Here is a 20643-nt window from a genome sequence, read left to right on the forward strand (position 1 = left end):
TGGGGGCGGGGGCCGCGGGCGGGGCTCTTCGCGGCTGCCGCCCGGCGCCCGGCCCTCATCAGCGGCTCGCGGATTTGTCTCCGTGCAGCCGGGCCTTTACGCCGCGCTCTTGGAGAAATTCCTGCACTCAGGAGTGCAGGTTATGGAGCTCCACTCGTTCGGCGACAGCGGAGGACATGGCTCTGCGGAACGTGCATGGCAGGAATGTGCCTTGGCATGTCTTTTTGGACTCTCGTCCGGGTGGCCCGACCCAACCACCGTGGCCCCATGAGGGAAATCTCCGATACAGCCACTACAGCCACTACAGCCAATACGGCCTATCCAGGCGTACTCAGGGCCGCAGTGCAGGTCGACGGTGACGTGGCCAGTTATCTGACCGTCGAGCGGGGCGGGCCCGTCGTGTTGTTGTTGCACGGGACGTACTGGAGCCGGGTCTGGCTTCCGGTTCTGGGGCGGCTCGCCGGGGCGGGGCTGCGGCCCGTTGCCGTCGACATGCCGGGGCTGGGGTGCTCGGGAGGGGAGCTCACCCCCGAGACGGCCACGGTTCCGGCTCTCGCGGCGTGGGTGGCTCGGTTCGCCGACGCTCTGGGGGTCTCCGGGCCCGTCGCCGTTGCGGGGCATGACATCGGGGGTGTCGTCGCCCAACACCTTCTCGTACACGGCCAGTTGGATGTGTCTCGGCTGGCCCTCGTCAACTCGGTCACCTACGACTCCTGGCCCGCGCCGCACGTGGCCCGCTTCCGGGACGCCGGTCCTGGTACGGGCGGTGCCACCGTCGACGACGTCCTCGAAGCCCGCCGGGCCGCGGCGACGGCGGCGCCGGCCGGTGCCGCCACCGGGCGGCGGGTCGCCGAGTACCTGGAACCGTGGACCTCCGCGCGCGTCCGCCGGTCGTGGATGGCGCTGGCAGCTGCGGCCGACAGCCGCTCCACCCTCGGTCTCGTTCCGGCTCTGCGGCGTTCCCTGGTGCCCAAGTTGCTGATCTGGGGCGAGGACGACGAGTACGAGACGGTCGAGTACGCGGAGCGGTTCGCCGCGGAGATGCCGCGGACCACGCTCGTACGCATTCCGGACGCGGGGCACATCCCCACGGAGAACGCGCCCGAGCGGATCGGCGACGCGCTGGGAGCATTTCTCGGAGGGTTTCTCGGCGGGTAGCCGCCTCCACAGCGGTGGCAGCGAGGCGGGGTGGTTCGGTGGGCCGTCCCGGCGAGGGCTCGGGCGGGGCGGCCGTCTGACCAGCGGTGCCGGGGCCGAGTGGGTGCGGTATGGGCACGCCCGGCGCGGAGAGGTACGCGGATTGGTCTAGTCCTTACTTGGTTCAGACCATTGACATGTCTCTGATCACAGGACTATTCCGTAAGCACCTCCCGTGCGTCACAGCTCAGTTGACGCCGCTTCACCCTCTTGGATGGCCATGAGACGTATGCGCTCCCTCCGTGCCGCGCTCACCGCGGCGGCCACCGCGGTGGCCGCTCTGGGCCTGACCGCGATCTCGGGCTCCCCCGCCCAAGCCGCGACCCCGCTCCCCGCCCGTGTCTTCGCGCCCTACTTCGAGTCGTGGACGGGTGAGAGCCCCGCCCAGCTCAGCGCCCAGTCCGGGGCCAAGCACCTGACGATGGCGTTCCTGCAGACCGCGTCGAAGGGCTCCTGCACCGCCTACTGGAACGGCGACACCTCACTGCCCGTCGCCGCGTCGTCCTTCGGCGCCGACATCAAGACGATCCAGGGGCGCGGCGGCGACGTCATCCCGTCCTTCGGCGGCTACACGGCGGACACCACCGGCACCGAGATCGCCGACAGTTGTACGGACGTCGACCAGATCGCCGCCGTGTACGAGAAGGTCGTCACGACCTACGACATCCCCCGGCTCGACATGGACATCGAGGTCGACTCGCTCGACAACACCGCCGGCATCGACCGGCGGAACAAGGCGATCAAGAAGGTCCAGGAGTGGGCCGCCGCGAGCGGACGCAAGCTGGAGATCTCGTACACCCTGCCGACGACGACCCACGGCCTGGCCGACAGCGGTCTCGCCGTGCTCAGGAACGCGGTGGCCAACGGCGCCCGCGTCGACGTCGTCAACCTCATGACGTTCGACTACTACGACAACGCCGCCCACGACATGGCCCAGGACACCAAGACCGCCGCCCAGGGCCTCTACGACCAACTCGCCCGGCTCTACCCGGGCAAGAGCCCCACCCAGCTCTGGGGCATGATCGGCGTCACCGAGATGCCCGGCGTCGACGACTTCGGCCCGGCCGAGACGTTCACCCTCGCCAACGCCAGGGACGTGTACGACTGGGCGGTCGCCAAGGGGATCAACATGATCTCGTTCTGGGCGCTCCAGCGCGACAACGGCAGCTGCCCCGGCGGGGCCGCCGCGGACAACTGCTCCGGCATCGAGCAGAACACCTGGGATTTCTCCCGCATCTTCGCGCCGTTCACCAGCGGCGGCACCGCGCCGAGCGACGACTTCTCGCTGTCGACGACGCCCGCCTCCGGGACGGTCAAGGCCGGCGGCTCGCTCACCGCCACGGTCAAGACGTCGGTGACGTCCGGCAGCGCGCAGAGCGTGAAGCTCACCGTCAGCGGTGCCCCCGCCGGCGTCACCGCTTCCCTCAGCCCCGCCTCGGTGACGGCCGGCGGGTCCTCGACGCTCACGGTCAGTACGACCGCGGCGGCCGTCAACGGCACGTACAAGCTGGTGGTCACCGGCGCGAGCCCGTCCGCCGCGCACTCGGCGACGTACTCCCTGACGGTCACGGGCGGCAGCGGCAACCAGTGCACGGCCGCGCCCTGGGCCTCTGGCGCCGTCTACACCGGCGGCCAGCAGGTGTCGCACAAGGGGCACACCTGGAAGGCCAAGTGGTGGACGACGGGCGAGGAGCCCGGCACCACCGGCGAGTGGGGCGTCTGGCAGGACCTCGGCGCCTGCTGAGCCCACCGCCGGGCTGGGGCCGTTCGTCCCCGGCCCGGCGGTAGTTTCGCTGAGCGGGGGCGCGTTGTTTACGGGGCGGCCCGACGACCGCTCTCTTTTTATTTCGGCGCTCTCGTAGCCCAGTTGGCGGCACGAGGCCTGGCCGAACCGGGCGTGGCAGCGGGCGAGTTGGAGGACCGCCTCGCGACACGGCTGCGGCTGGCCCGCGTACGGGCGCTGTACGCGGGCGGAGTCCTCAAAGCCGCCACGACGGAGTTCGTCACCCTCGCTGCGGAGTCGGCCGACTGGAACGACCGGGTCCAGCGAGTTCAGGCCGACCTCTCGCCGTCCGCCCATCCGCGCCCTGCTGCCGCGCCCGGAGGCGGGCGAGTTCGCTCCCGCCCCGGTCCGCCTGGACGCGGCGATCACCCACCTGACTTCGCTGGGCCACCGGGAGGAGCCACGCGCCTCCGCCCCGCCACGCGCCCCCACCCTGACCCTCCGGCTAACCGAAGTCATCCGGTCCGCAAACGGTGGACACGACAAGATATCGTTGACGCACGGCGACCAACTGGTTCTTTTGCGCCACCAGTTGGCCGAAAAGCGTGCCGTGGGAAGCCTGCCGGAACCGAGGGATCCAGGAAGTGCCGATGAGTTCGACGAGACGTACCGTCTCCCCCGTGACGCGCTCCCGCCCGGTCGGCCGGCAACCCGCCCGCGCCCTCTCGTAGTTGGCGCCCGCCCTCCGCACACCCCCCTCCCGCCGGGCGGCGCGCCCGTCACGGACGCGGGGGGCCGGTCCGCCCGCAGTCACCCCGTCCAGCCGGCGGCACCGGGCCGCCTCGCCCCCCCATTGACACCTGTAGAGGACGTGATGACAGACCTGATACAGGCCACCACCGTGGTGCCGTCGGTTCTGGCCCTGGCCGCCGGCGGTGCGGCCTGGCGGTTCTGGGACCAGTACCGCGGTGAACGCGCCACGAGCGGCCGCCTCCGTCGCGAGGCCGAGGAGATCGCCGGACGGCAGCGTGCCACCGAGGAGGTGCTCGCCCAGCTCGCCGGTGGCGTGATCCCCAGGCTGGGGGCCGAGGCGGAGCGTCTGGGCACGGGCCACGGGGTCGACATCGAACTGCCCGAGGCCCTGGTGGGCACGCCGCTCGCACGCCGCCTGACGGAACTGGCCGACTCCGCCGCGCACACGGTGCGCAAGGTCCAGTACGACGCCCAGAACAGCACGAGCGCCCAGATCGACGAGGTCCGCAAGACCGCGCAGGACGACGTCGCCCGCGCGCGGCAGGCCGCCGAGCAGTCCAGCCGGGCGGCGGTGCGGGCCGTCTCGTCCACGATGGTGGGCATGGCCTCGAAGCTGAGCCAGCGGGTGAGCCAGGGCGTGCGGCGGCACGAGGGCGACGAGGCGTACGAGACGCTGGTCGGCATCGACCACCCCACGCAGCAGATGCTCCTCGTCGCCCAGAACTACGTGGTCCTGTCCGGGGGCAAGCTGTCGCGCCGCTGGCCGGCCACCCCGCTGACCGACGTGGTGCGGGCCGCCATGGGCAGCATCGAGGAGTACGAGCGCGTCGAGCACCAGGAGCTCGGGGTCACGGTGACGAGCCGGGCGGTCGGGCCGATCGTCCACGCCCTGGCGGTGCTCCTGGACAACGCGGTCCGCTACTCGCCCTCCTCCGCCCGGGTCCACGTCGCCTTCCAGGAGGGCCACCACGGGGTCTCGGTCATCGTGGACGACGCCGGTCTGCGCATGAACGAGGAGCAGTTGACGTGGGCCAGGAAGATCCTCACGGGTGAGCGGCGCGACGACATCAACCAGCTCGGCGCGCACCCCCAGACCGGACTGCGGGCGGCCGCGGCCCTCGCCGACGCCTATGGGTTCCGGATCGACCTGGAGGCCCCGAACCCCTTCGGCGGCACGCGTGTCTACATGTTCATCCCCAAGAGTCTGTTGACCACCGCCGCGGCGGCGCCCGCCCCGGTCCCGGCGGCGGAGCCCGCAAGGCGTACCACCGCCAGCGGGCTGACCGTCCGGTCGCGGGCGGGCGCCGGGCGCGCCCGGACGGCACGGCCCGCGGGCCCGCCTGCCGTGGACGGGGAGCGGGCCGCGGCCTCCGGAGGGCAGGCGGCGCCGGGGCGTCCCGCCGTCGCCGCGGCCTGGGCGAAGGGGACGCGCAGCGCCCGCACCGAAGATCCGACCACCTCGCACGAAGGAGCCTGACCGTGACCACCGGCAACGAACTTGGCTGGCTGCTGGACCGCTCGCTGGGGTCCATCGAGGGCGTCAGGCACGCGGTGCTGATGAGCTCCGACGGTCTGCTGCACTCCCGGACGTCCGGGATCGGGCAGGACGACGCGGAGAAGTTCGCCGCGATCACGGCGGCCGTACGCGCCGCCGCGCTCGCCTACGACGAGGAGACCGGCGGCGGGGGCACCCGGCAGGCGCTGATCGAGCTCACCAACCACGTGGGGCTGATCACCCAGGCCGGCGGCAACACCATGCTGTCGGTGCAGACCAGCGGTCCGGACGCCGACATCGGCCTGATCACCCATCACATGCTGGAGCTGGCCCAGCGCGTCGGCCACGAGATGAAGGTCGCCCCGCGGGAGCCTTCCGGACCCGGCCTGCCGACGACGTGAGCGGGCCGCGGCGGGACCCGGATCTGGTCAGGCCCTACGTCCGTACCGACGGGCGTGTGCGCGCCGATCCGGATGTGCGCCTGGAGACCGTGGTGCTCGCCGCGAGCGGCCCGGGCGAGGGGCTTGGCGCGGACGCCCGCCGGGTGATGGGCCTGTTCACCCACGCCAGGGGCGGCGGGCTCGCGGTCGCGGACATCGCGGCCGCGCTGGAGTTCCCGCCCTCCACGGTGCGCATCCTCGTCTCCTCCCTCATCGACGCGGGCCTGCTGACCCGCCCGGTCGCGGCCGATGACGACCAACCCCAAACCGATCTGCTCCAGGAGGTACTGCGTGGTCTCCGCGCCCTCGTCTGACGGCCTCATCTACGTGCCTCCCGGCGTGACCCGCTCCGCGAAGATCGTGATATCCGGGAGCTTCGGCGTCGGCAAGACGACGCTCGTGGGCAGCGTGTCGCAGATCCCGCCGCTGCGCATGGAGGAGCGGATCACCCAGGCCAGCGCCGGGGTCGACGACCTGGCGCGCACCCCGCGCAAGACGACCACCACCGTCGGCATGGACTTCGGGCGGCTGCACCTGAGCGACGCCCTCGTGCTGTACCTGTTCGGCACACCGGGGCAGGGCCGGTTCCGGCCCATGTGGGCGGGGCTGACCGAGGGCGCGCTGGGCGCGCTGGTCCTGGTCGACACCCGCAATCTGGAGGCGTCCTTCGAGATCCTCGCGCTGCACGAGGAGCAGGGCACGCCGTACGCCGTGGCGGTCAATCTCTTCGACGGGGCGCCGCGCTACGACCTGGACGAGATCCGCCAGGCCCTCGACCTGGACCCGCACACCCCCCTGACGACGTGCGACGCGCGGGACGGCACGTCCGGCGTCCTGGCCCTGATCACCCTCTGCGAGTACCTGACCGACCTGCACGCACCCGTTTTGGAGCCCCGCCCGTGACCAGCCCGACCACGATCGACGTGGCGTCCGAGCACCGCATCGCCCTGTACGAGGCCGGGTTCGCGGCCGATCCGCACGCCGCGTACGCCAGGATGCGGGCCGAGTTCGGTCCGTTCGTGCCGGTGGATCTCGTCCCCGGTGTCCCCGCGACCCTCGTCATCGGCTACGCCCAGGCCCGCCGCATCCTCAACGATCCGCTGCGGTTCCCGGCCGACCCGCGGGTGTGGGAGCAGTCCGTTCCCGACACGTGTCCGGTCCGGCCGATGATGGAGTACCGCCCCAACGCGCTGCGTTCGAGCGGCCCCGCGCACACCCGCTACCGGTCGGCGAACACCGCCGCGCTCGACGCCGTCGACCAGCACGAACTGCGGACCGTCGTCGAGCGGGTGGCCGATGCCACCATCGCCGAGTTCCGTGACGCCGAGGGCGCCGACCTGCTCTCCCAGTACGCCTGGCCCATCGCCTTCCGTGTCCTGAGCGCGCTGCTCGGCTGCCCGGACGAGGTGGGCCGCCGCATCGCCGACGGCATGGCCAAGATCTTCGAGGGGGTCGACGCCACCAGCGGCAACCAGATCCTCTCGCAGGCCGTCGGCGACCTGGTGGAGCTGCGCCGCCGGCAGCCCGGCGCCGACATCACCTCCCGGCTCCTCGCCCACTCCGCGGCCCTCGACGACCTGGAGATGGCGCACCAGCTCGTCACCCTCTACGGGGCCGGCATCGAGCCGCTGACCAACCTCATCACCAACACGGTCCTGCGGATCCTCACCGACGACCAGTTCTCCGGAGACCTGCACGCGGGCGGCTCCTCGGTCCGCGAGGCGCTCGACACGGTGCTCTACACCGACCCGCCCATGGCGAACTACTGCATCAGCTATCCGCCGCACCCGGTCGACGTAGACGGGTTCCTGCTCCCCGCGCACCAGCCGGTCGTCATCTCGATGGCCGCCTGCAACAACGACCCCGCCCTCGGGGACCAGCGCATCGCGAGCAACCGCGCCCACCTGTCCTGGAGCACCGGTCCGCACGCCTGCCCCGCACGCCCGCACGCGTACCTCATCGCCGAGACGGCCATCACCCATCTCCTCGACGCGCTGCCGGAGATGGACCTCGCCACCGCGCCCGGGGAGCTGGTCTGGCGCCCCGGGCCCTTCCACCGGGCACTGACCGCCCTGCCCGTCCTGTTCCCCACCGCCGCCGCATCCGTCTGAAGGGACTCACGCCATGGCCACGCCCGTGAAACCGATCGCCCTCGACCCCACCGGGGCCCGCGCCCACGACGAGCACCGGCTGCTGCGGGAGCACGGGCAGGCGGTGCGCGTCGACATCCTCGGCGTGACGGCCTGGTCCGTCACCGACCCGGCGCTGCTCAAGGAGTTGCTGACCAGCCCGGACGTCTCCAAGGACGCCCGCGCCCACTGGCCGGAGTACGGCGAGGCGGTCCAGCGGTGGCCGCTGGCCCTGTGGGTCGCGGTGGAGAACATGTTCACCGCCTTCGGGGCGGATCACCGGCGGCTGCGGCGGATGGTGGCGCCCGCCTTCAGCCACCGCCGCATCACGGCGCTGCGGGAGGACATAGACGGCGTCGTCACCGGCATCCTCGACCGCCTCGCCGCGCTGCCGCCCGGCGACATCGTCGACCTGCGCGAACAGCTCGCCTACCCGCTGCCCATCGCGGTCATCAGCCGTCTCATGGGCGTACCGGCCGAACAGCAGGACGCCTTCAGGCGGGTCGTCGACGGCGTCTTCGACACCACCTTGACCGCCGAGCAGTCCGAGGCCAACACCAAGGCCCTCTACGAGGCGCTCCACCTCCTCATCGAGGCCAAGCGCGCCGAACCGGGCGACGACATGACCTCGCTGCTCATCACCTCGCGCGACGGGGACGAGGAGGGGGGCCTCTCCGAGGACGAGCTGCGCGACACCCTGCTGCTGATGATCAGCGCCGGATACGAGACGACGGTCAACGTCATCGATCAGGGGATCTTCCAGCTGCTCACCCACCCCGACCAGCTCGCGCTGCTCCGGTCGGGAGAGGCCGCCTGGGACGACGCGGTCGAGGAGACCCTGCGGCTCGAACCGGCGGTCAGGCACCTGCCGTTGCGGTTCGCCGTGACCGACATCGAACTGGCCGACGGCCAGACGATCGCCAGGGGCGAGGCGATCCTCGCCTCCTACGCGGCCGCCAACCGCCACCCCGACTGGCACGGCGAGAGCGCGGACGCCTTCGACATCACCCGTACCCTCAAGGAGCACCTCGCCTTCGGCCACGGCGTCCACTTCTGCCTGGGCGCCCCGCTCGCCCGCCTGGAGATCAGCACGGCCCTGCGCCTGCTCTTCGAGCGCTTCCCCGAGCTGGAACTCGCCGTGCCCGCCCATGAGTTGAAGCCCCTCGGCTCCCTGCTCAGCAACGGCCACCAGACGCTGCCCGTCCGCCTGCGGCCCGCCGCGGCCTGACCCCCTCCGCCCGCGGGGTCAGGCGGCGACCGCGTCGTGCCCGACCTGCTCGCGCACGCTCCGGCAGGCGCGGGCGAGCAGCCGTGAGACGTGCATCTGGGAGATGCCCAGCTCCGCGCCGATGCGGGCCTGCGACATGTCGAGGAAGAAGTGCATGTTCAGGATGCGGCGTTCGCGCTCGGGCAGGTGGGCCAGGCACGGCCTGACGGTCTCGCGCGCGATCACCGCGTCGTACTCGGGTTCGCTCTGCCCGAGGGTGTCGGCCAGCACGGGGGCGCCCTCGTCGGGGCTGCCCGTGGTCAGCTGGGCGTCGAGGGAGAGCGCGCGGAAGCTGTCGATGGCCTCCATGCCGGTGAGCACGTCCTCCTCGCTCATCCGGCCGTGCGCGGCGATCCGGGCCACGGTCGGGAACTGATCGGCGTCGGCGAGCGCCAGTTCGCGGATGCTGGTGCGCACCCTGGCGCGCAGCTCCTGCACGCGCCGGGGCACGTGGACGTGCCAGGCGTGGTCCCGGAAGTGCCGCTTGATCTCCCCGACGATGGTGGGGATCGCATACGGGACGAAGGGCCCCTGAGCCGGGTCGTAACGGTCCACCGCCTTGATCAGCCCCAGGGAGGCGACCTGCTCCAGGTCCTCCAGCGGCTCGCCGCGGTCACGGAACTTGGTGGCGAGCCGCCGGGCCATGGGGAGCCAGGCCTCCACCAGTTGTTCGGCCAGTCGCCGCCGTTCCGCGCCGGCGGGGAGTGCGGCCAGGCGTTCGAAGTCGGCGGCCGTCTCCGGGGTGTCGGTGTGGCGGTCGGTGTGGCGGTCGAGGTGGCGGTCGAGGTGGCGGTCGGGCTGTCCTGAGCTGCGCGGCATTCGCTTGGCCTTTCCCGTAGAGCTGTCGATGTCGGCAGCACGGGAGCGCGACGAGCACACCGCGAGACGGTCCGGCGGCCGCTCCCGTGAATGTGCCTGGCTGCTCAAGCACGTCGAAGGCCTTGTGTCCTGGAACTCCGGGAACAAACTGGTCCTAATGGGGGAATACGGGGCGGATCGCGGCCGCGGCGGTGTGATCCTGCATACGGGGGAATCGTTGTCTTCCGCGCCCCGAACCGGGTACACGGCTCCGCGTGAAAGCGACCCGAACGACTCCTGCGGCACAGGCTGCCCCGCCGCCCCTCAAAAAGGCCCTGACCACGCCGCTGCTCTACTTCTTCATCCTCGGCGACGTCCTCGGTGCCGGCGTCTACGTGCTGGTGGGCCAGGTCGCCGCGGAGTCGGGCGGCGCCGTGTGGGTGCCGCTGGTCGTGGCGCTCTGTCTGGCGCTGCTGACCGCCGCCTCCTACGCCGAGCTGGTCACCAAGTACCCGCGGGCCGGTGGGGCCTCCCATTACGCGACGCTGGCGTTCGGCCCCTTCACCGGATTCCTCGCGGGTTTCTGCATGCTCGCCTCCGGCATCGTCTCGGTCGGCGCCCTGGCACGCGGGTTCGGCGGGGACTACCTCGTCGAGTTCGTCACGCTGCCGATCGCGCTCGTCGCCGTCGTCTTCCTCGGCGGGCTCGCGCTGCTGAACGCGCGGGGCATCAGCGAGTCGACACGCGCCAACGTCGTCGCCACCGTGATCGAGGTCAGCGGGCTGCTCCTCGTCATCGGGCTCGGCGCGTGGGTCGTGCTGCGCGGCGACGGGGACCTCGGGCGCCTGGACGACCTGGGCACATCACAGAAGGGGCCCGCGGCGGCCGTGCTGAGCGGGGCGGTGCTCGCCTACTACTCGTTCGTCGGCTTCGAGACGTCCGTCAACGTGGCCGAGGAGACCCGCGACCCGCGCCGCTCCTACCCCCGCGCGCTGTTCGGGGCGCTGATCACCGCCGGTGCCGTGTACGCGCTGGTGGGTGCCACGGCCGCCGCCGCGGTGTCGACGAAGACGCTGACCGATTCCAGCGGCCCCCTGCTCGAAGTGGTCCGGGCGGCGGGCGGCGTCCCCACGGAGCTGTTCAGCGCCATCGCCCTGGTGGCCGTCGCCAACGGCGCCCTGCTCACCGGCATCATGTCCTCGCGGCTCGCCTACGGCATGGCACGGGACGGTCTGCTGCCGAAGTTCCTGACGAGGGTGCTGCCCGGCCGGCGCACGCCCTGGGCCGCGATCGGCGCGACGACGGCGCTCTCCCTGCTGCTCGCCCTCACCGGCGACGTGGCCACGCTAGCCTCGACGCTGGTGCTGCTCCTGGTCGTCGTCTTCTTCATCGTCAACGTATCGGTGCTCGTGCTGCGCAGGGACCCGGGCGAGCGGGAGCACTTCCGGGTCCCCACGATCCTCCCCGTCCTCGGGGCGGCCTCCTGTGTCCTGCTCGCCACCCAGGTCGAGCGCGAGGTGTGGCTGCGCGGCCTCGTCGTACTCGCGGTGGGCGCGGCGCTCGGCCTCCTCGCGGCACGACGCGGCCGCCGGCCCGACGGCGAGCGCGGGCAGTAGTCACATCCGGAGTCAAACCTGACGGCCCGCGAGGTCTCCCCCCGGGTCGTCGGCCAGCCCGATCGACGCGGTGATCCGCTTGCCGACCGGCTCCCGGTGCACCTGGAAGCTCTGGCACAGGGCCATCACGATCTCCAGTCCGTGCTGGCCGACCCGCGACGGGTCCGGCGCCAGGACGGCGGGGAGCGTGGTGTTGCTGTCCCAGACGCTGACTTCGACGGCGCCTCCGTGGACCTCCAGCTTCAGCACACACGGTCCGGGCGCGTACTTCCGCGCGTTGGTCACCAGCTCACTGACCACCAGCTGGACCATGCCCATCGCGCGGCCAGAGACGGGCAGGCCGTGAACGGCCTGTACGTCCGTCAGGAAGGTCCGTGCGACCTGCCGGGCCGAGGCGATCTCGTCACTGCCCTCGAAGACCTCGGAAACCGAAACGTTCCCACTGACCAGCGATTTCCGTCCACCGTCATCCCCCGTCTGATCCATAGGTCCCGCCTTGTAACCCAAGCAGTCCTGCCTCACGAGGGAGCGCCTACCCCGGAAACACCGTTGAAAGCCCCCCGAATGCCCTCGAATGCGCGGTCGCCCGCGGGGGCGCTCCGGGAGCGTTCCGGACGCGGCCCACTTCTGGCTCTACGAGTACGCCCCCGAGGTCCTGGAGGCCGAGGCGCGCCACCACCCGGCCCGGGAAAGGCTCGCGGCCGCGCTCGGCGGCACCGTCGACGTCCAGCGGGTCCCCATCCCGCTGGACTGCACCGACGGCTTCAACGAGGCGTATTACCACTCCTGCTGCTGCGCCCCACCCCGTGGCACCTCGGCCGGCGTCGACCCCGGGCAGGGGGTCAGCGTCCGGAGACCGCCGAGTGGGACGGCGCCGGTCGGTCCGGGGCGGGTGCGGCCGTGCTGTCGTGGCCGTCGACGAGCCATGCGCCGACGAGGAGACCGACGACGAGCAGGACCAGGTGACGGTTCCTCTTCCACCACGAGGGCGACTTGGGCTTGGTCAAGACGTATTCCACACGCAGGGGCTTGGGCACGGTGTACCTCCTTCTCCCGTCGGGCGTCCCGGCGGGACGCGGTGGCGCCGGAGATCGTCACGGAGTGGTTGCCACCCGTGACGTTCTGGAGTCAAGTGTGGGCCACGCGGCGGCTCGGGTTCCACTGGATTAACACCGGATGATCGGTGCCCACCGCGGCGGCTCTGTCCGCGGCCGCCCCGCACTGCCTACCCTCGGGCCATGGATCACTCGCCGAACCGTCCCGACGCGCCCCGCACCCCCGGTCCGCTGCGGCAGCTGTCCCTGGAGCGGCTGCGGGAACGTACGAGCATGAAGTGGAGAACGTATCCGGACGACGTCCTGCCGCTGTGGGTGGCGGAGATGGACGTGCCGCTCGCCGAGCCGGTGGCGCGGGCCATCCTCGATGCGGTGGAGCGCGGTGACACGGGGTATCCGGCGGGCCACGCCTATGCCGAGGCGTTCGCCGGCTTCGCCGCGCGGCGCTGGGGATGGGACGGTGTGGCGACCGCACGTACGGCGATCGTCCCCGACGTGATGCTCGGCATCGTCGAGATGCTCAAGCTGGTCTCGGACCCCGGCGACCCCGTCATCGTCAACTGCCCGGTGTATCCGCCCTTCTACCAGTTCGTACGGAACGCCGACCGAACCGTCGTCGAGGCGCCGCTGGACGACCGGGGCCGGATTGACTTCGCCGCCCTGGAGACCGCGTTCCGCCGTGCCGCCGGACCGGGCAGGCGGCCCGTATACCTGCTGTGCAGCCCGCACAACCCGACCGGGACCGTGCACACCGGCGCCGAACTCACCGAAGCGGCCCGGCTGTCGCGCCGGTACGGGGTGCGGGTGGTCGTCGATGAGATCCACGCGCCGATCGTGGCCGCCGGGACCCGGTTCGTGCCCTGGCTGAGCGTGCCGGGCGCCGAGAACGGCCTGTCGCTCGTCTCCGCCTCCAAGGCCTGGAACCTGGCCGGCATCAAGGCGGCCCTCGCCGTCGCCGGCCCCGAGTCCGCCGACGACCTGGCGCGCCTTCCCGAGGAAGTCGGTCACGGCCCCAGCCACCTCGGCGTCATCGCGCACACCGCCGCCCTGCGGGAGGGCGGCCCCTGGCTGGACGCGCTGCTGTCCGGGCTCGACGAGAACCGGCGCCTGCTGGCCGAGCTGCTGCGCGCGCACCTGCCCGCCGTACGCCACCGCCCGGGCCAGGGCACCTACCTGGCCTGGCTCGACTGCCGCGGGCTCGGCCTGGGCGACGACCCCGCGGCCGTCTTCCTGGAGCGGGGCCGGGTCGCGCTCAGTCCCGGCACCGACTTCGGCTCCGGCGGCGCGGGGCACGTCCGCCTGAACCTGGCCACGTCCCCGGAGATCCTGACCGAGGGCGTGCGCAGGATGGCGGCGGCCGTCCGGGAGACGCACCCGCTCCGGTGACCCACCGTCAGGCTGCCACCCGGCCCGCCGCCGCGACCGGCCCGGTACGGAGCACCGGCCACCATGTACTAAGATCGTCATTGCCACCTCGCGCCGGACTTCCGGTCGGGGGACAGGCGTTGGTCGTCCAAGGAAAGACGCCCCGCTTCCTGCGGGGAAATGCAGGTGCAAGGCCTGCCCAGCGCTCAGGACAAGCCCCGGACTCCGTATCCCTGAGTCCGGGGCTTCTGTCGTCCCGGGCACATGGCGGCGCCCACGGCGACGGTGTCCCGCCCCGGCAACTCCCGCCTTTTCTCACGCCGACCGCGCCCTTACCCGTGCGTCGCGTCCCGGCGGGGGCACAAGAACCGAGCAGGGGCACAAGGACAAGGGAACAAGAAGCGCATCCGCGCCGCCGTACGCACGAAGGAGCCCCCATGGACATTCCACCGCACCCCGTGCACGGAGCGGCCCCCCGGCTCCCGCGCGGCCGCGGCGCCGGCTCCTCCCCCGCCCCCGACGGCACAGACGCTCCCTCGGCCTGGGCCATGCGCCGTACCGCCCTGCGCCGCACGCCCGTGTCGATGTGGGACGACGACGTGTCGGACTGGGCGGCGGCGCTGACGTACTACGCGATACTCGCCCTCCTCCCGGCGCTGCTCGTCACCGTCAGCCTCATCAGCCTGGTCAGCCCCGGCACCACGCAGGCGCTGATAGCCGAGGTCACGGACTGGGCGCCCGCCGAGTCCGGCCGTTCCCTGCACGCGGCGCTCAGCGAGATGGCGGACGCGCGCTCGGCGGCGCTCACGGTGGTGATCGCCGGCGGGGTCAGCGCCCTGTGGTCCGCCTCCAGTTACGCGGCCGTGTTCCGGCGCGCGCTGCACGCGATGCACGGCGTCGAGGACACCCGGCCCGCCTGGCGCAAGGGCCACCGCGTGGTGATGACGGCACTGACGCTGCTCGCGCTGCTGGTCGCCAGCGCGCTGCTCCTGGTGCTCAGCGGTTCCGTCGCGGCGAGCGTGGGGCGGCGCGTCGGCTTCGGCGACGCGGGGACGACCGCGTGGGCCGTCCTGCGGTGGCCCGCGCTGGTCTGCCTGGTGGCGCTGCTCGTCCTCGTGCTCTTCCGCAACGCGCCGACCGAGGCGCGCGGTTGGCGCCACATCCTGCCCGGCGGCGTACTGGCCGCGCTGCTCTGGCTTCTCTCCTCGGGCCTGTTCACTCTGTACGCGTCCGGGTTCGGGGCGTACGGCAAGCTGTACGGCTCCCTCGCGGGCGTCGTCGTCTTCCTGGTGTGGCTGTGGGTCTCCAATCTGGCGCTGCTCGCCGGGGCGCAGTTCACGGTGGAGATGGACCGCGCGCGGGCCACCGTGCGGTGAGGCGCCCGCCGCCGGGTCCGCGCCTGCGGCCCCCGCGGCCGCGGACCCCCGGCACGCATCAGCCCGCCCGGCTCGGGTAACCGGAGCAAGAACCGGACCAATGAGGCACGGAGTCGGCATGGGTACATCTCTGGAAGTACTGCTGGACCAGGTGCAGGAGCGCGGTGACTTCGCCAGTCGCCAGCAGGCGGCGGGGGCGGTCGAGAACGTCCTGGCGATCCTCGGCGCCCATCTCGTGGGCGACGACCGCACCGACCTCGCCCGACTGCTCCCCGAGCAGTGCGGGTCCGTACTGGCCGGGGCGGAGCCGGCCAGCGAGCCGCTGACCCCCGTGGAATTCGTCGACGCGGTGGCCGCGCGCACCGGTGACGACGCGACCGGGGCGCGCCGCGCCGTCACCGCCGTACTCGGCACCCTCGCGGGGACCGCGGACGACGCGCTGCTGCGCCGCATCCTCACCCAGCTCCCGCCCGGGCACGCGGGCCTGTTCGGCCGCACCGAACCGGCATGAGCCGAGCGGCCCGCGCAACGCCGCCGGCCGCACAGCCCGATCGCCACGATCGCCATGGCCCTTCCTGGAGGCACTGATGGCACGAACAGGTCGTTCCAAGGCAAGTGAGCGAGCCGAGAGAGCGGCGGCCCGGCGGGCCGCGCCCCGGCGCGCGGCGCCGCTGTCTCCGCTGGCGCGGGCGGCGACGATGCTGGTGGCGTTCGTGGTCATGGTCGCCTTCGCCGTGGTCCTCGCCCGGCTGACGCTGGAGCCGTCGGCGGCCTCCGAGGCGCTGACCCACAGCAACTTCACGCCGGGCGACTCCATCGACGCCTACCTCTCGGAGCCCGCGTTCCGCGACACGGTCAAACAGCTCGGCGGGAACATCCTGCTGGGCGTGCCGTTCGGACTGCTGCTGCCCGTGGTCCTGCCGGGCACCCGGGGTCTGGTGCGGGTGGGGCTGGCCACGGCGGTGACCATGGTCCTCGTCGAGCTGGCGCAGGGCGCCTTCGTGACCGGGCGCACCTTCGACATAGACGACGTCATCCTCAACACGCTCGGTGCCCTGCTGGGTTACCTCCTCCTCGGACGCCGCCTGGGCCGTGCGGTCCACCCCCGCCGGCGCCACTGGTGGCACCGCTTCACCCGCCGCGGCGCGGTCGACGCCTGACGGCCGGCGCCTCACCCGGTCGGTTCGACGGCCGGGCAGCTGCTGCCGCGCGGCGGGGTCTTCAGCGATATCAGGTAGTCGTCGACCGCTTCACGGGCGCAGGGGCTGCTGCTGTACGTGCCGTGGCCCCAGCCCTCGTAGGTGTGCAGGACCGCGTGGCGGCCGAGTTGTCCGGCGACGTGCGTGGCCCAGTTGTAACCGGTCGCGGGGTCGTGGACCGCGTTGGTCAGGAGGACGGGGCGGGTGTTCCGTGCCTTGAGCCGGTGCTGGGGGTTGTCGGGGGCGGGGGCGCCCAGGCAGGCCGAGACGGACATGAGGGCCCGGGGGTAGCGCATGTCCGGCGCGATGCGCGCGACGCGACGCAACTGGCGCGCGTACTCCGCGTGATCGCGGACCGGAAGGCTCCAGTCCTGGCAGAAGATCTCGAACGGGTTGGGGCCGAGATCGGCCGGCCAGAGAGCGGCCGGCCCGGGCCCGGTCTCCTCGGCCGTGGCGGGCTGCGGCGGTGCCTCGTCCAGTTGCCGAAGCAGCACCGCGAGACGCGCCCACTCCGGGGCGTACAGGCGCTTCATCACCAGGGCGTTGAGGTCGAACGGGGTCGGCGTCGCGCCCTCGTGCCGCAGCTCCCCGCGCTCGGCACGGGCCAGCAGGCCCGCCCAGAGCGAGCGTATGTCCGAGCCGTGCAGGGCGCAGCGCTCGGTGCGCCCGCACCACGCCACGAACTCGTCGAAGGAGTCCTGCAGCGACGCGGCCTGCGTGGCGAGGAACTCCTCGGTGCCCAGGCTGTGGTCGACGACCGACTCCAGGACGAGGGCGCGGGCCCGCTTCGGGTACCGCTCCGCGTACTGCTCGCCGAGGAGCGTGCCGTACGAACTGCCGTGGAAGGTGAGGGACCGCTCGCCGAGGGCCGCTCTCACGGCGTCGAGGTCCTTCACCATGCTGAGGGTGTCGACGTGGTCGAAGAGCCCCTTCTCGGTGTGCTCGGCGCAGTCCTTGCGCAGGGCGCGGTTGTACTTCAGCGTGGCGTCGAAGGTGGCCCGGCTTCTGATGACCGTCGGCGGGCGGCTCTCCAGGAGCTTGCGCGAGCAGCGGACGGGGTTGCTGAGTCCGACGCCGCGCGGGTCGAAGCTGACGATGTCGAAGCGGCCGCGGAGCCGGTCGCTGAACCGGTTCATGTTGCCCTCGCCCACGATCCGGTCGACGCCCGAATCCCCCGGGCCGCCGGGCCCGAACACCAGGGAGCCGACGCGCGCGGCGGGCTCGGTCGCCTCGCGGCGGGCCAGGTGGAGGCCGAAACGTCGCCCGTCCGGCTTCCCCCAGTCCACCGGCACCGAGAGCGTCCCGCACTGGGCCGACGCGTCCTTCTCGCATGGCTTCCACGCGATGCGCGTGCCCGCGCCATCGGGTCCGCGCGGCCGTTCCGCACCCGTCGCCCCTGCGCCGTCCCGTCCCCCAGGCGCCCCCGTTGCCGACGCGGTCGTGATCCCCACGCCAGCGAGGCCGACCGTCACGGCGATCGCCGCGCCCCACACGCGTAAGAACCGTTTCCCGGACGGCCGTCGTCCCCGCCGGCGCGGGCAGCCTGGCCGCCGCCCACCCGCCGCATGCCTGTCCACCACCATGACCGCCCCCTCCGTCTCACCCGGATCTCGATCTTCGCTCGCCGTGAGCTCCGACCGGTATCCGGAAAGACCCTGGAATGGCCCGTAGGGGAAGGCGCCAACCACCCCTGACCTCCCCCGGGTTCAGCCGCCCCTCCCCGCGCCCTCAGTGACCCGCGGTCAATTCCCCGCTGAGGTTGTCGTGCATCTTCGCGCTCTGCTCGTTCAGGCCGATGATCTCGACCTGCTTGCCGCGCTGCGCGTACTTGGCGGTGATCGCGTCGAGCGCGGCGACGGAGGACGCGTCCCAGATGTGCGCGGAGGTCAGGTCGACGACGACCTTCTCGGGGTCGCCCGCGTAGTCGAACCGGGTGACCAGGTCGTTCGAGGAGGCGAAGAACAGCTCGCCGGTGACCGAGTAGACGACCTGGGTGCCGTCGGGGTCCAGGACCGCCGTCACGTCGGCGTGGTGGGCGACACGCCGGGCGAAGACGGCCATCGCGGTGACGGAGCCGACGACGACGGCGATGGCGAGGTTGTGGGTGGCGACCACGACCGCGACGGTGATCACCATGACGGCGATCTCCCCGGCGGGCATCCGCCCGAGGGTCTTCGGGGCGATGGAGTGCCAGTCGAAGGTGGCGAAGGAGACCATCACCATCACGGCGACCAGGGCGGCCATGGGGATGTCGGAGACGACCGGGCCGAAGACGATGCAGAGCACCATCAGGAAGGAGCCCGCCAGAAAGGTGGAGAGACGGGTGCGGGCGCCGGAGACCCGTACGTTGATCATCGTCTGGCCGATCATGGCGCAGCCGCCCATGCCGCCGAAGAAGCCGGTGACGATGTTGGCGATGCCCTGGCCGATGGACTCCCGGGTCTTGGAGGAGCGGGTGTCGGTGATGTCGTCGACGAGCTTCGCCGTCATCAGGGACTCCATCAGGCCGACCAGCGCCATCGCGAGGGCGTAGGGGGCGATGGTGGTGAGCGTGTCGAGGGTGAAGGGCACGTCGGGCAGACCCGGCATCGGCAGGGACGACGGCAGGTCGCCCTTGTCGCCCACGGTGGGCACCGCGATCCCGGCGGCGACCGTGATGACGGTGAGGACGACGATGGAGACCAGCGGCGCCGGGATCACCTTCGTGACCTTCGGGAAGAACACCATGAGCGCGAGACCGCCGATGGTCAGCGGGTAGACGGGCCAGGGCACGTCGTGCATCTCGGGGACCTGGGTCAGAAAGATCAGGATGGCCAGCGCGTTGACGAAGCCGACCATGACGCTGCGCGGCACGAACCGCATCAGCTTCGCGACGCCGAGCGCGCCGAGCACGATCTGGAGGGCGCCCGCGAGGATCACCGCGGCGACCAGGTGGCCGAGGCCGTCTTCGCGGTTGAGCGGCGCGGTGACCAGGGCGACGGCACCGGTCGCGGCGGAGATCATGGCGCGGCGGCCGCCGACGATCGAGATCGTCACGGCCATGGTGAAGGACGCGAACAGGCCGATCGCGGGGTCGACGCCGGCGATGATCGAGAACGAGAGCGCCTCGGGGATCAGCGCGAGCGCGACGACCAGACCGGCCAGGATCTCGGTGCGCCAGACCTTCGGGTCGGAGAACCAGTCGGGGCGCAGGCCACGCAGCCGGGCGGCCGGGGACGGTGCGGAGGAGGACAAGAGAAGCGGAACCTGTCGTACTCGGGCCCGCCCGGGGGCACCGCGGGGCGGCGTCACCGGCAGGCGTACGGAACGGCGCGGAAGACCGGGGCGGCGATCCGCGGGGCCCGCGACGGCGGGCGGAAAGTCACGGCGGCGGCGAGCACGGTCCGCCAAGGGCCCTGCTCGCCGCTCAGGGGCGAAGGATCACGGCGGGCAGGCGGCGGCGCCGGGCACCACGGAGACGCCGGGCATCACGGACATGCGCACGCTCTCTCCTGCTGGCATCGGCCTCCGCCGGGGCGGCCGGGAAAAGTTACGGGGACGGGGGTGTCGTCGGCCCCGGCACGGCGCACGGTCGCGGGGCGACCTGTCCCGCACCATGGGTGAGGGCCGGCACCGAGCCGACCCGACGATCACTTACTCTACCCTAACGTTAGGGTAGAGATCGAGGTCGGCCCCCACGGCCTCGGTGGCAGACGAGGAAAGGCGCCCGCGTGAGCAGTGAGCACATGCAGATCGGCGAGGTCGCCGCACGGACCGAGCTGTCGCTGCGCACCATCCGGCATTACGAGGACACCGGCCTGGTCATCCCCTCCGCCCGCTCGCAGGGCGGCTTCCGCCTCTACACCGAGTCCGACGTCGCGCGGCTGACGGTGATCCGCCGGATGAAACCGCTCGGCTTCACCCTCGACGAGATGCGGGACCTGCTCGACACCACCGACCGTCTCGACGCGGCGGAGCCCCCGGTGGGCGACGAGCGCGCGGAACTCCTGACGCGCGTACGCCTCTTCGAGCAGGCCGCCGCCGAGCGCGTCGCCGACCTGCGCAAACAGCTGGCGCGGGCGGAGGAGTTCGCCGGCGCACTGCGCGAACGCCTCACCCCGGTGCCGACCGCCTGACGTCTGGCCGCCTGACCGCCTGACCGCATCACCGGCTCGTCGGAGATTCAGCGCAACGGCATCGCGAAGCTCTTGGCCTTTCGGCCACTGACCGACCGCCCCGTGCGAGACTCCG

General features: G+C 72.1%; 19 protein-coding genes. 14 read left to right on the top strand and 5 right to left on the bottom strand.

Annotated elements, in window-relative coordinates; genetic code table 11:
• The first annotated feature begins 342 nt into the window (after window positions 1-342).
• From ACZ7DY_RS19830 to ACZ7DY_RS19865, 8 genes are all read left to right on the top strand, one after another.
• The gene (locus ACZ7DY_RS19830; protein WP_471137013.1) at window positions 343-1158 is read left to right on the top strand and encodes an alpha/beta fold hydrolase; all 816 of its coding nucleotides are present in this window, start codon (window positions 343-345) and stop codon (window positions 1156-1158) included.
• Window positions 1159-1417: 259 nt separating this feature from the next.
• Window positions 1418-2941 (top strand): glycosyl hydrolase family 18 protein, encoded by a 1524-nt coding sequence (locus tag ACZ7DY_RS19835; protein WP_471137015.1) that lies wholly within the window; start codon window positions 1418-1420, stop codon window positions 2939-2941.
• A gap of 853 nt (window positions 2942-3794) precedes the next feature.
• Window positions 3795-5150: an ATP-binding protein gene (locus ACZ7DY_RS19840; protein WP_471137017.1), complete on the top strand. Its 1356-nt coding sequence runs from the start codon at window positions 3795-3797 to the stop codon at window positions 5148-5150.
• A 2-nt stretch (window positions 5151-5152) separates the two neighbouring features.
• Window positions 5153-5569 (top strand): roadblock/LC7 domain-containing protein, encoded by a 417-nt coding sequence (locus ACZ7DY_RS19845; RefSeq protein WP_471137018.1) that lies wholly within the window; start codon window positions 5153-5155, stop codon window positions 5567-5569.
• Complete coding sequence (locus tag ACZ7DY_RS19850; RefSeq protein ID WP_471137020.1) at window positions 5566-5922, top strand: DUF742 domain-containing protein; 357 nt, start codon at window positions 5566-5568, stop codon at window positions 5920-5922. Before ACZ7DY_RS19845 ends, ACZ7DY_RS19850 begins: the two co-directional genes overlap by 4 nt.
• Window positions 5900-6511 (top strand): GTP-binding protein, encoded by a 612-nt coding sequence (locus tag ACZ7DY_RS19855; RefSeq protein WP_471137021.1) that lies wholly within the window; start codon window positions 5900-5902, stop codon window positions 6509-6511. The genes ACZ7DY_RS19850 and ACZ7DY_RS19855 overlap by 23 nt, the downstream gene beginning before the upstream one ends.
• Window positions 6508-7719: a cytochrome P450 gene (locus ACZ7DY_RS19860; protein WP_471137023.1), complete on the top strand. Its 1212-nt coding sequence runs from the start codon at window positions 6508-6510 to the stop codon at window positions 7717-7719. Before ACZ7DY_RS19855 ends, ACZ7DY_RS19860 begins: the two co-directional genes overlap by 4 nt.
• A 13-nt stretch (window positions 7720-7732) precedes the next feature.
• Window positions 7733-8965 (top strand): cytochrome P450 family protein, encoded by a 1233-nt coding sequence (locus ACZ7DY_RS19865; protein ID WP_471137025.1) that lies wholly within the window; start codon window positions 7733-7735, stop codon window positions 8963-8965.
• Between the two features lie 18 nt (window positions 8966-8983).
• Here ACZ7DY_RS19865 and ACZ7DY_RS19870 read toward each other — a convergent pair whose 3' ends face one another.
• Window positions 8984-9823, bottom strand: coding sequence for a SigB/SigF/SigG family RNA polymerase sigma factor (locus tag ACZ7DY_RS19870; RefSeq protein ID WP_471137027.1), 840 nt, complete (start codon window positions 9821-9823; stop codon window positions 8984-8986).
• 254 nt (window positions 9824-10077) lie between these two features.
• Between ACZ7DY_RS19870 and ACZ7DY_RS19875 the strand changes: the two genes are divergently transcribed.
• Window positions 10078-11418, top strand: a complete 1341-nt coding sequence (locus ACZ7DY_RS19875) for an APC family permease (protein ID WP_471137028.1) — start codon at window positions 10078-10080, stop codon at window positions 11416-11418.
• A 12-nt stretch (window positions 11419-11430) separates the two neighbouring features.
• Here ACZ7DY_RS19875 and ACZ7DY_RS19880 read toward each other — a convergent pair whose 3' ends face one another.
• Together ACZ7DY_RS19880 and ACZ7DY_RS19885 are read right to left on the bottom strand one after the other, a co-directional pair.
• On the bottom strand, window positions 11431-11904 hold the full coding sequence (locus ACZ7DY_RS19880; RefSeq protein ID WP_471137030.1) for an ATP-binding protein: 474 nt from the start codon (window positions 11902-11904) through the stop codon (window positions 11431-11433).
• 356 nt (window positions 11905-12260) lie between these two features.
• The gene (locus ACZ7DY_RS19885; protein ID WP_471137031.1) at window positions 12261-12455 is read right to left on the bottom strand and encodes a hypothetical protein; all 195 of its coding nucleotides are present in this window, start codon (window positions 12453-12455) and stop codon (window positions 12261-12263) included.
• A gap of 201 nt (window positions 12456-12656) precedes the next feature.
• Here ACZ7DY_RS19885 and ACZ7DY_RS19890 point away from each other — a divergent pair, with 201 nt between their 5' ends.
• The 4 genes from ACZ7DY_RS19890 to ACZ7DY_RS19905 all read left to right on the top strand — a co-directional run bounded on the left by ACZ7DY_RS19890 (window position 12657) and on the right by ACZ7DY_RS19905 (window position 16374).
• The gene (locus tag ACZ7DY_RS19890) at window positions 12657-13859 is read left to right on the top strand and encodes a MalY/PatB family protein (RefSeq protein WP_471137033.1); all 1203 of its coding nucleotides are present in this window, start codon (window positions 12657-12659) and stop codon (window positions 13857-13859) included.
• Between the two features lie 416 nt (window positions 13860-14275).
• Window positions 14276-15214, top strand: a complete 939-nt coding sequence (locus tag ACZ7DY_RS19895) for a YihY/virulence factor BrkB family protein (RefSeq protein ID WP_471137035.1) — start codon at window positions 14276-14278, stop codon at window positions 15212-15214.
• 118 nt (window positions 15215-15332) lie between these two features.
• Entirely contained in the window at window positions 15333-15725 is a 393-nt protein-coding gene (locus ACZ7DY_RS19900) for a DUF2267 domain-containing protein (protein WP_471137036.1), read from the top strand.
• Window positions 15726-15801: 76 nt separating this feature from the next.
• On the top strand, window positions 15802-16374 hold the full coding sequence (locus ACZ7DY_RS19905; protein ID WP_471137037.1) for a VanZ family protein: 573 nt from the start codon (window positions 15802-15804) through the stop codon (window positions 16372-16374).
• 11 nt (window positions 16375-16385) lie between these two features.
• Here ACZ7DY_RS19905 and ACZ7DY_RS19910 read toward each other — a convergent pair whose 3' ends face one another.
• Window positions 16386-17699 carry an alpha/beta hydrolase gene (locus tag ACZ7DY_RS19910; protein WP_471137039.1) on the bottom strand — a complete coding sequence of 438 codons (1314 nt, stop codon included), beginning with the start codon at window positions 17697-17699 and terminating at the stop codon, window positions 16386-16388.
• A 442-nt stretch (window positions 17700-18141) separates the two neighbouring features.
• On the bottom strand, window positions 18142-19647 hold the full coding sequence (locus ACZ7DY_RS19915; protein ID WP_471137041.1) for a SulP family inorganic anion transporter: 1506 nt from the start codon (window positions 19645-19647) through the stop codon (window positions 18142-18144).
• A gap of 476 nt (window positions 19648-20123) precedes the next feature.
• Here ACZ7DY_RS19915 and ACZ7DY_RS19920 point away from each other — a divergent pair, with 476 nt between their 5' ends.
• Complete coding sequence (locus tag ACZ7DY_RS19920) at window positions 20124-20528, top strand: MerR family transcriptional regulator (protein WP_471137043.1); 405 nt, start codon at window positions 20124-20126, stop codon at window positions 20526-20528.
• Window positions 20529-20643 lie beyond the last annotated feature (115 nt).

It is taken from the genome of Streptomyces sp. NPDC037013 (assembly GCF_055607265.1).

Bases quoted from the DNA above. Each gene is read 5' to 3' on its own strand.
- ACZ7DY_RS19835 (WP_471137015.1), top strand. From the start codon at position 1,418: ATGAGACGTATGCGCTCCCTCCGTGCCGCGCTCACCGCGGCGGCCACC.
- ACZ7DY_RS19905 (WP_471137037.1), top strand. From the start codon at position 15,802: ATGGCACGAACAGGTCGTTCCAAGGCAAGTGAGCGAGCCGAGAGAGCG.
- ACZ7DY_RS19900 (WP_471137036.1), top strand. From the start codon at position 15,333: ATGGGTACATCTCTGGAAGTACTGCTGGACCAGGTGCAGGAGCGCGGT.
- ACZ7DY_RS19890 (WP_471137033.1), top strand. From the start codon at position 12,657: ATGGATCACTCGCCGAACCGTCCCGACGCGCCCCGCACCCCCGGTCCG.
- ACZ7DY_RS19840 (WP_471137017.1), top strand. From the start codon at position 3,795: ATGACAGACCTGATACAGGCCACCACCGTGGTGCCGTCGGTTCTGGCC.
- ACZ7DY_RS19880 (WP_471137030.1), bottom strand. From the start codon at position 11,904: ATGGATCAGACGGGGGATGACGGTGGACGGAAATCGCTGGTCAGTGGG.
- ACZ7DY_RS19895 (WP_471137035.1), top strand. From the start codon at position 14,276: ATGGACATTCCACCGCACCCCGTGCACGGAGCGGCCCCCCGGCTCCCG.
- ACZ7DY_RS19865 (WP_471137025.1), top strand. From the start codon at position 7,733: ATGGCCACGCCCGTGAAACCGATCGCCCTCGACCCCACCGGGGCCCGC.
- ACZ7DY_RS19870 (WP_471137027.1), bottom strand. From the start codon at position 9,823: ATGCCGCGCAGCTCAGGACAGCCCGACCGCCACCTCGACCGCCACCTC.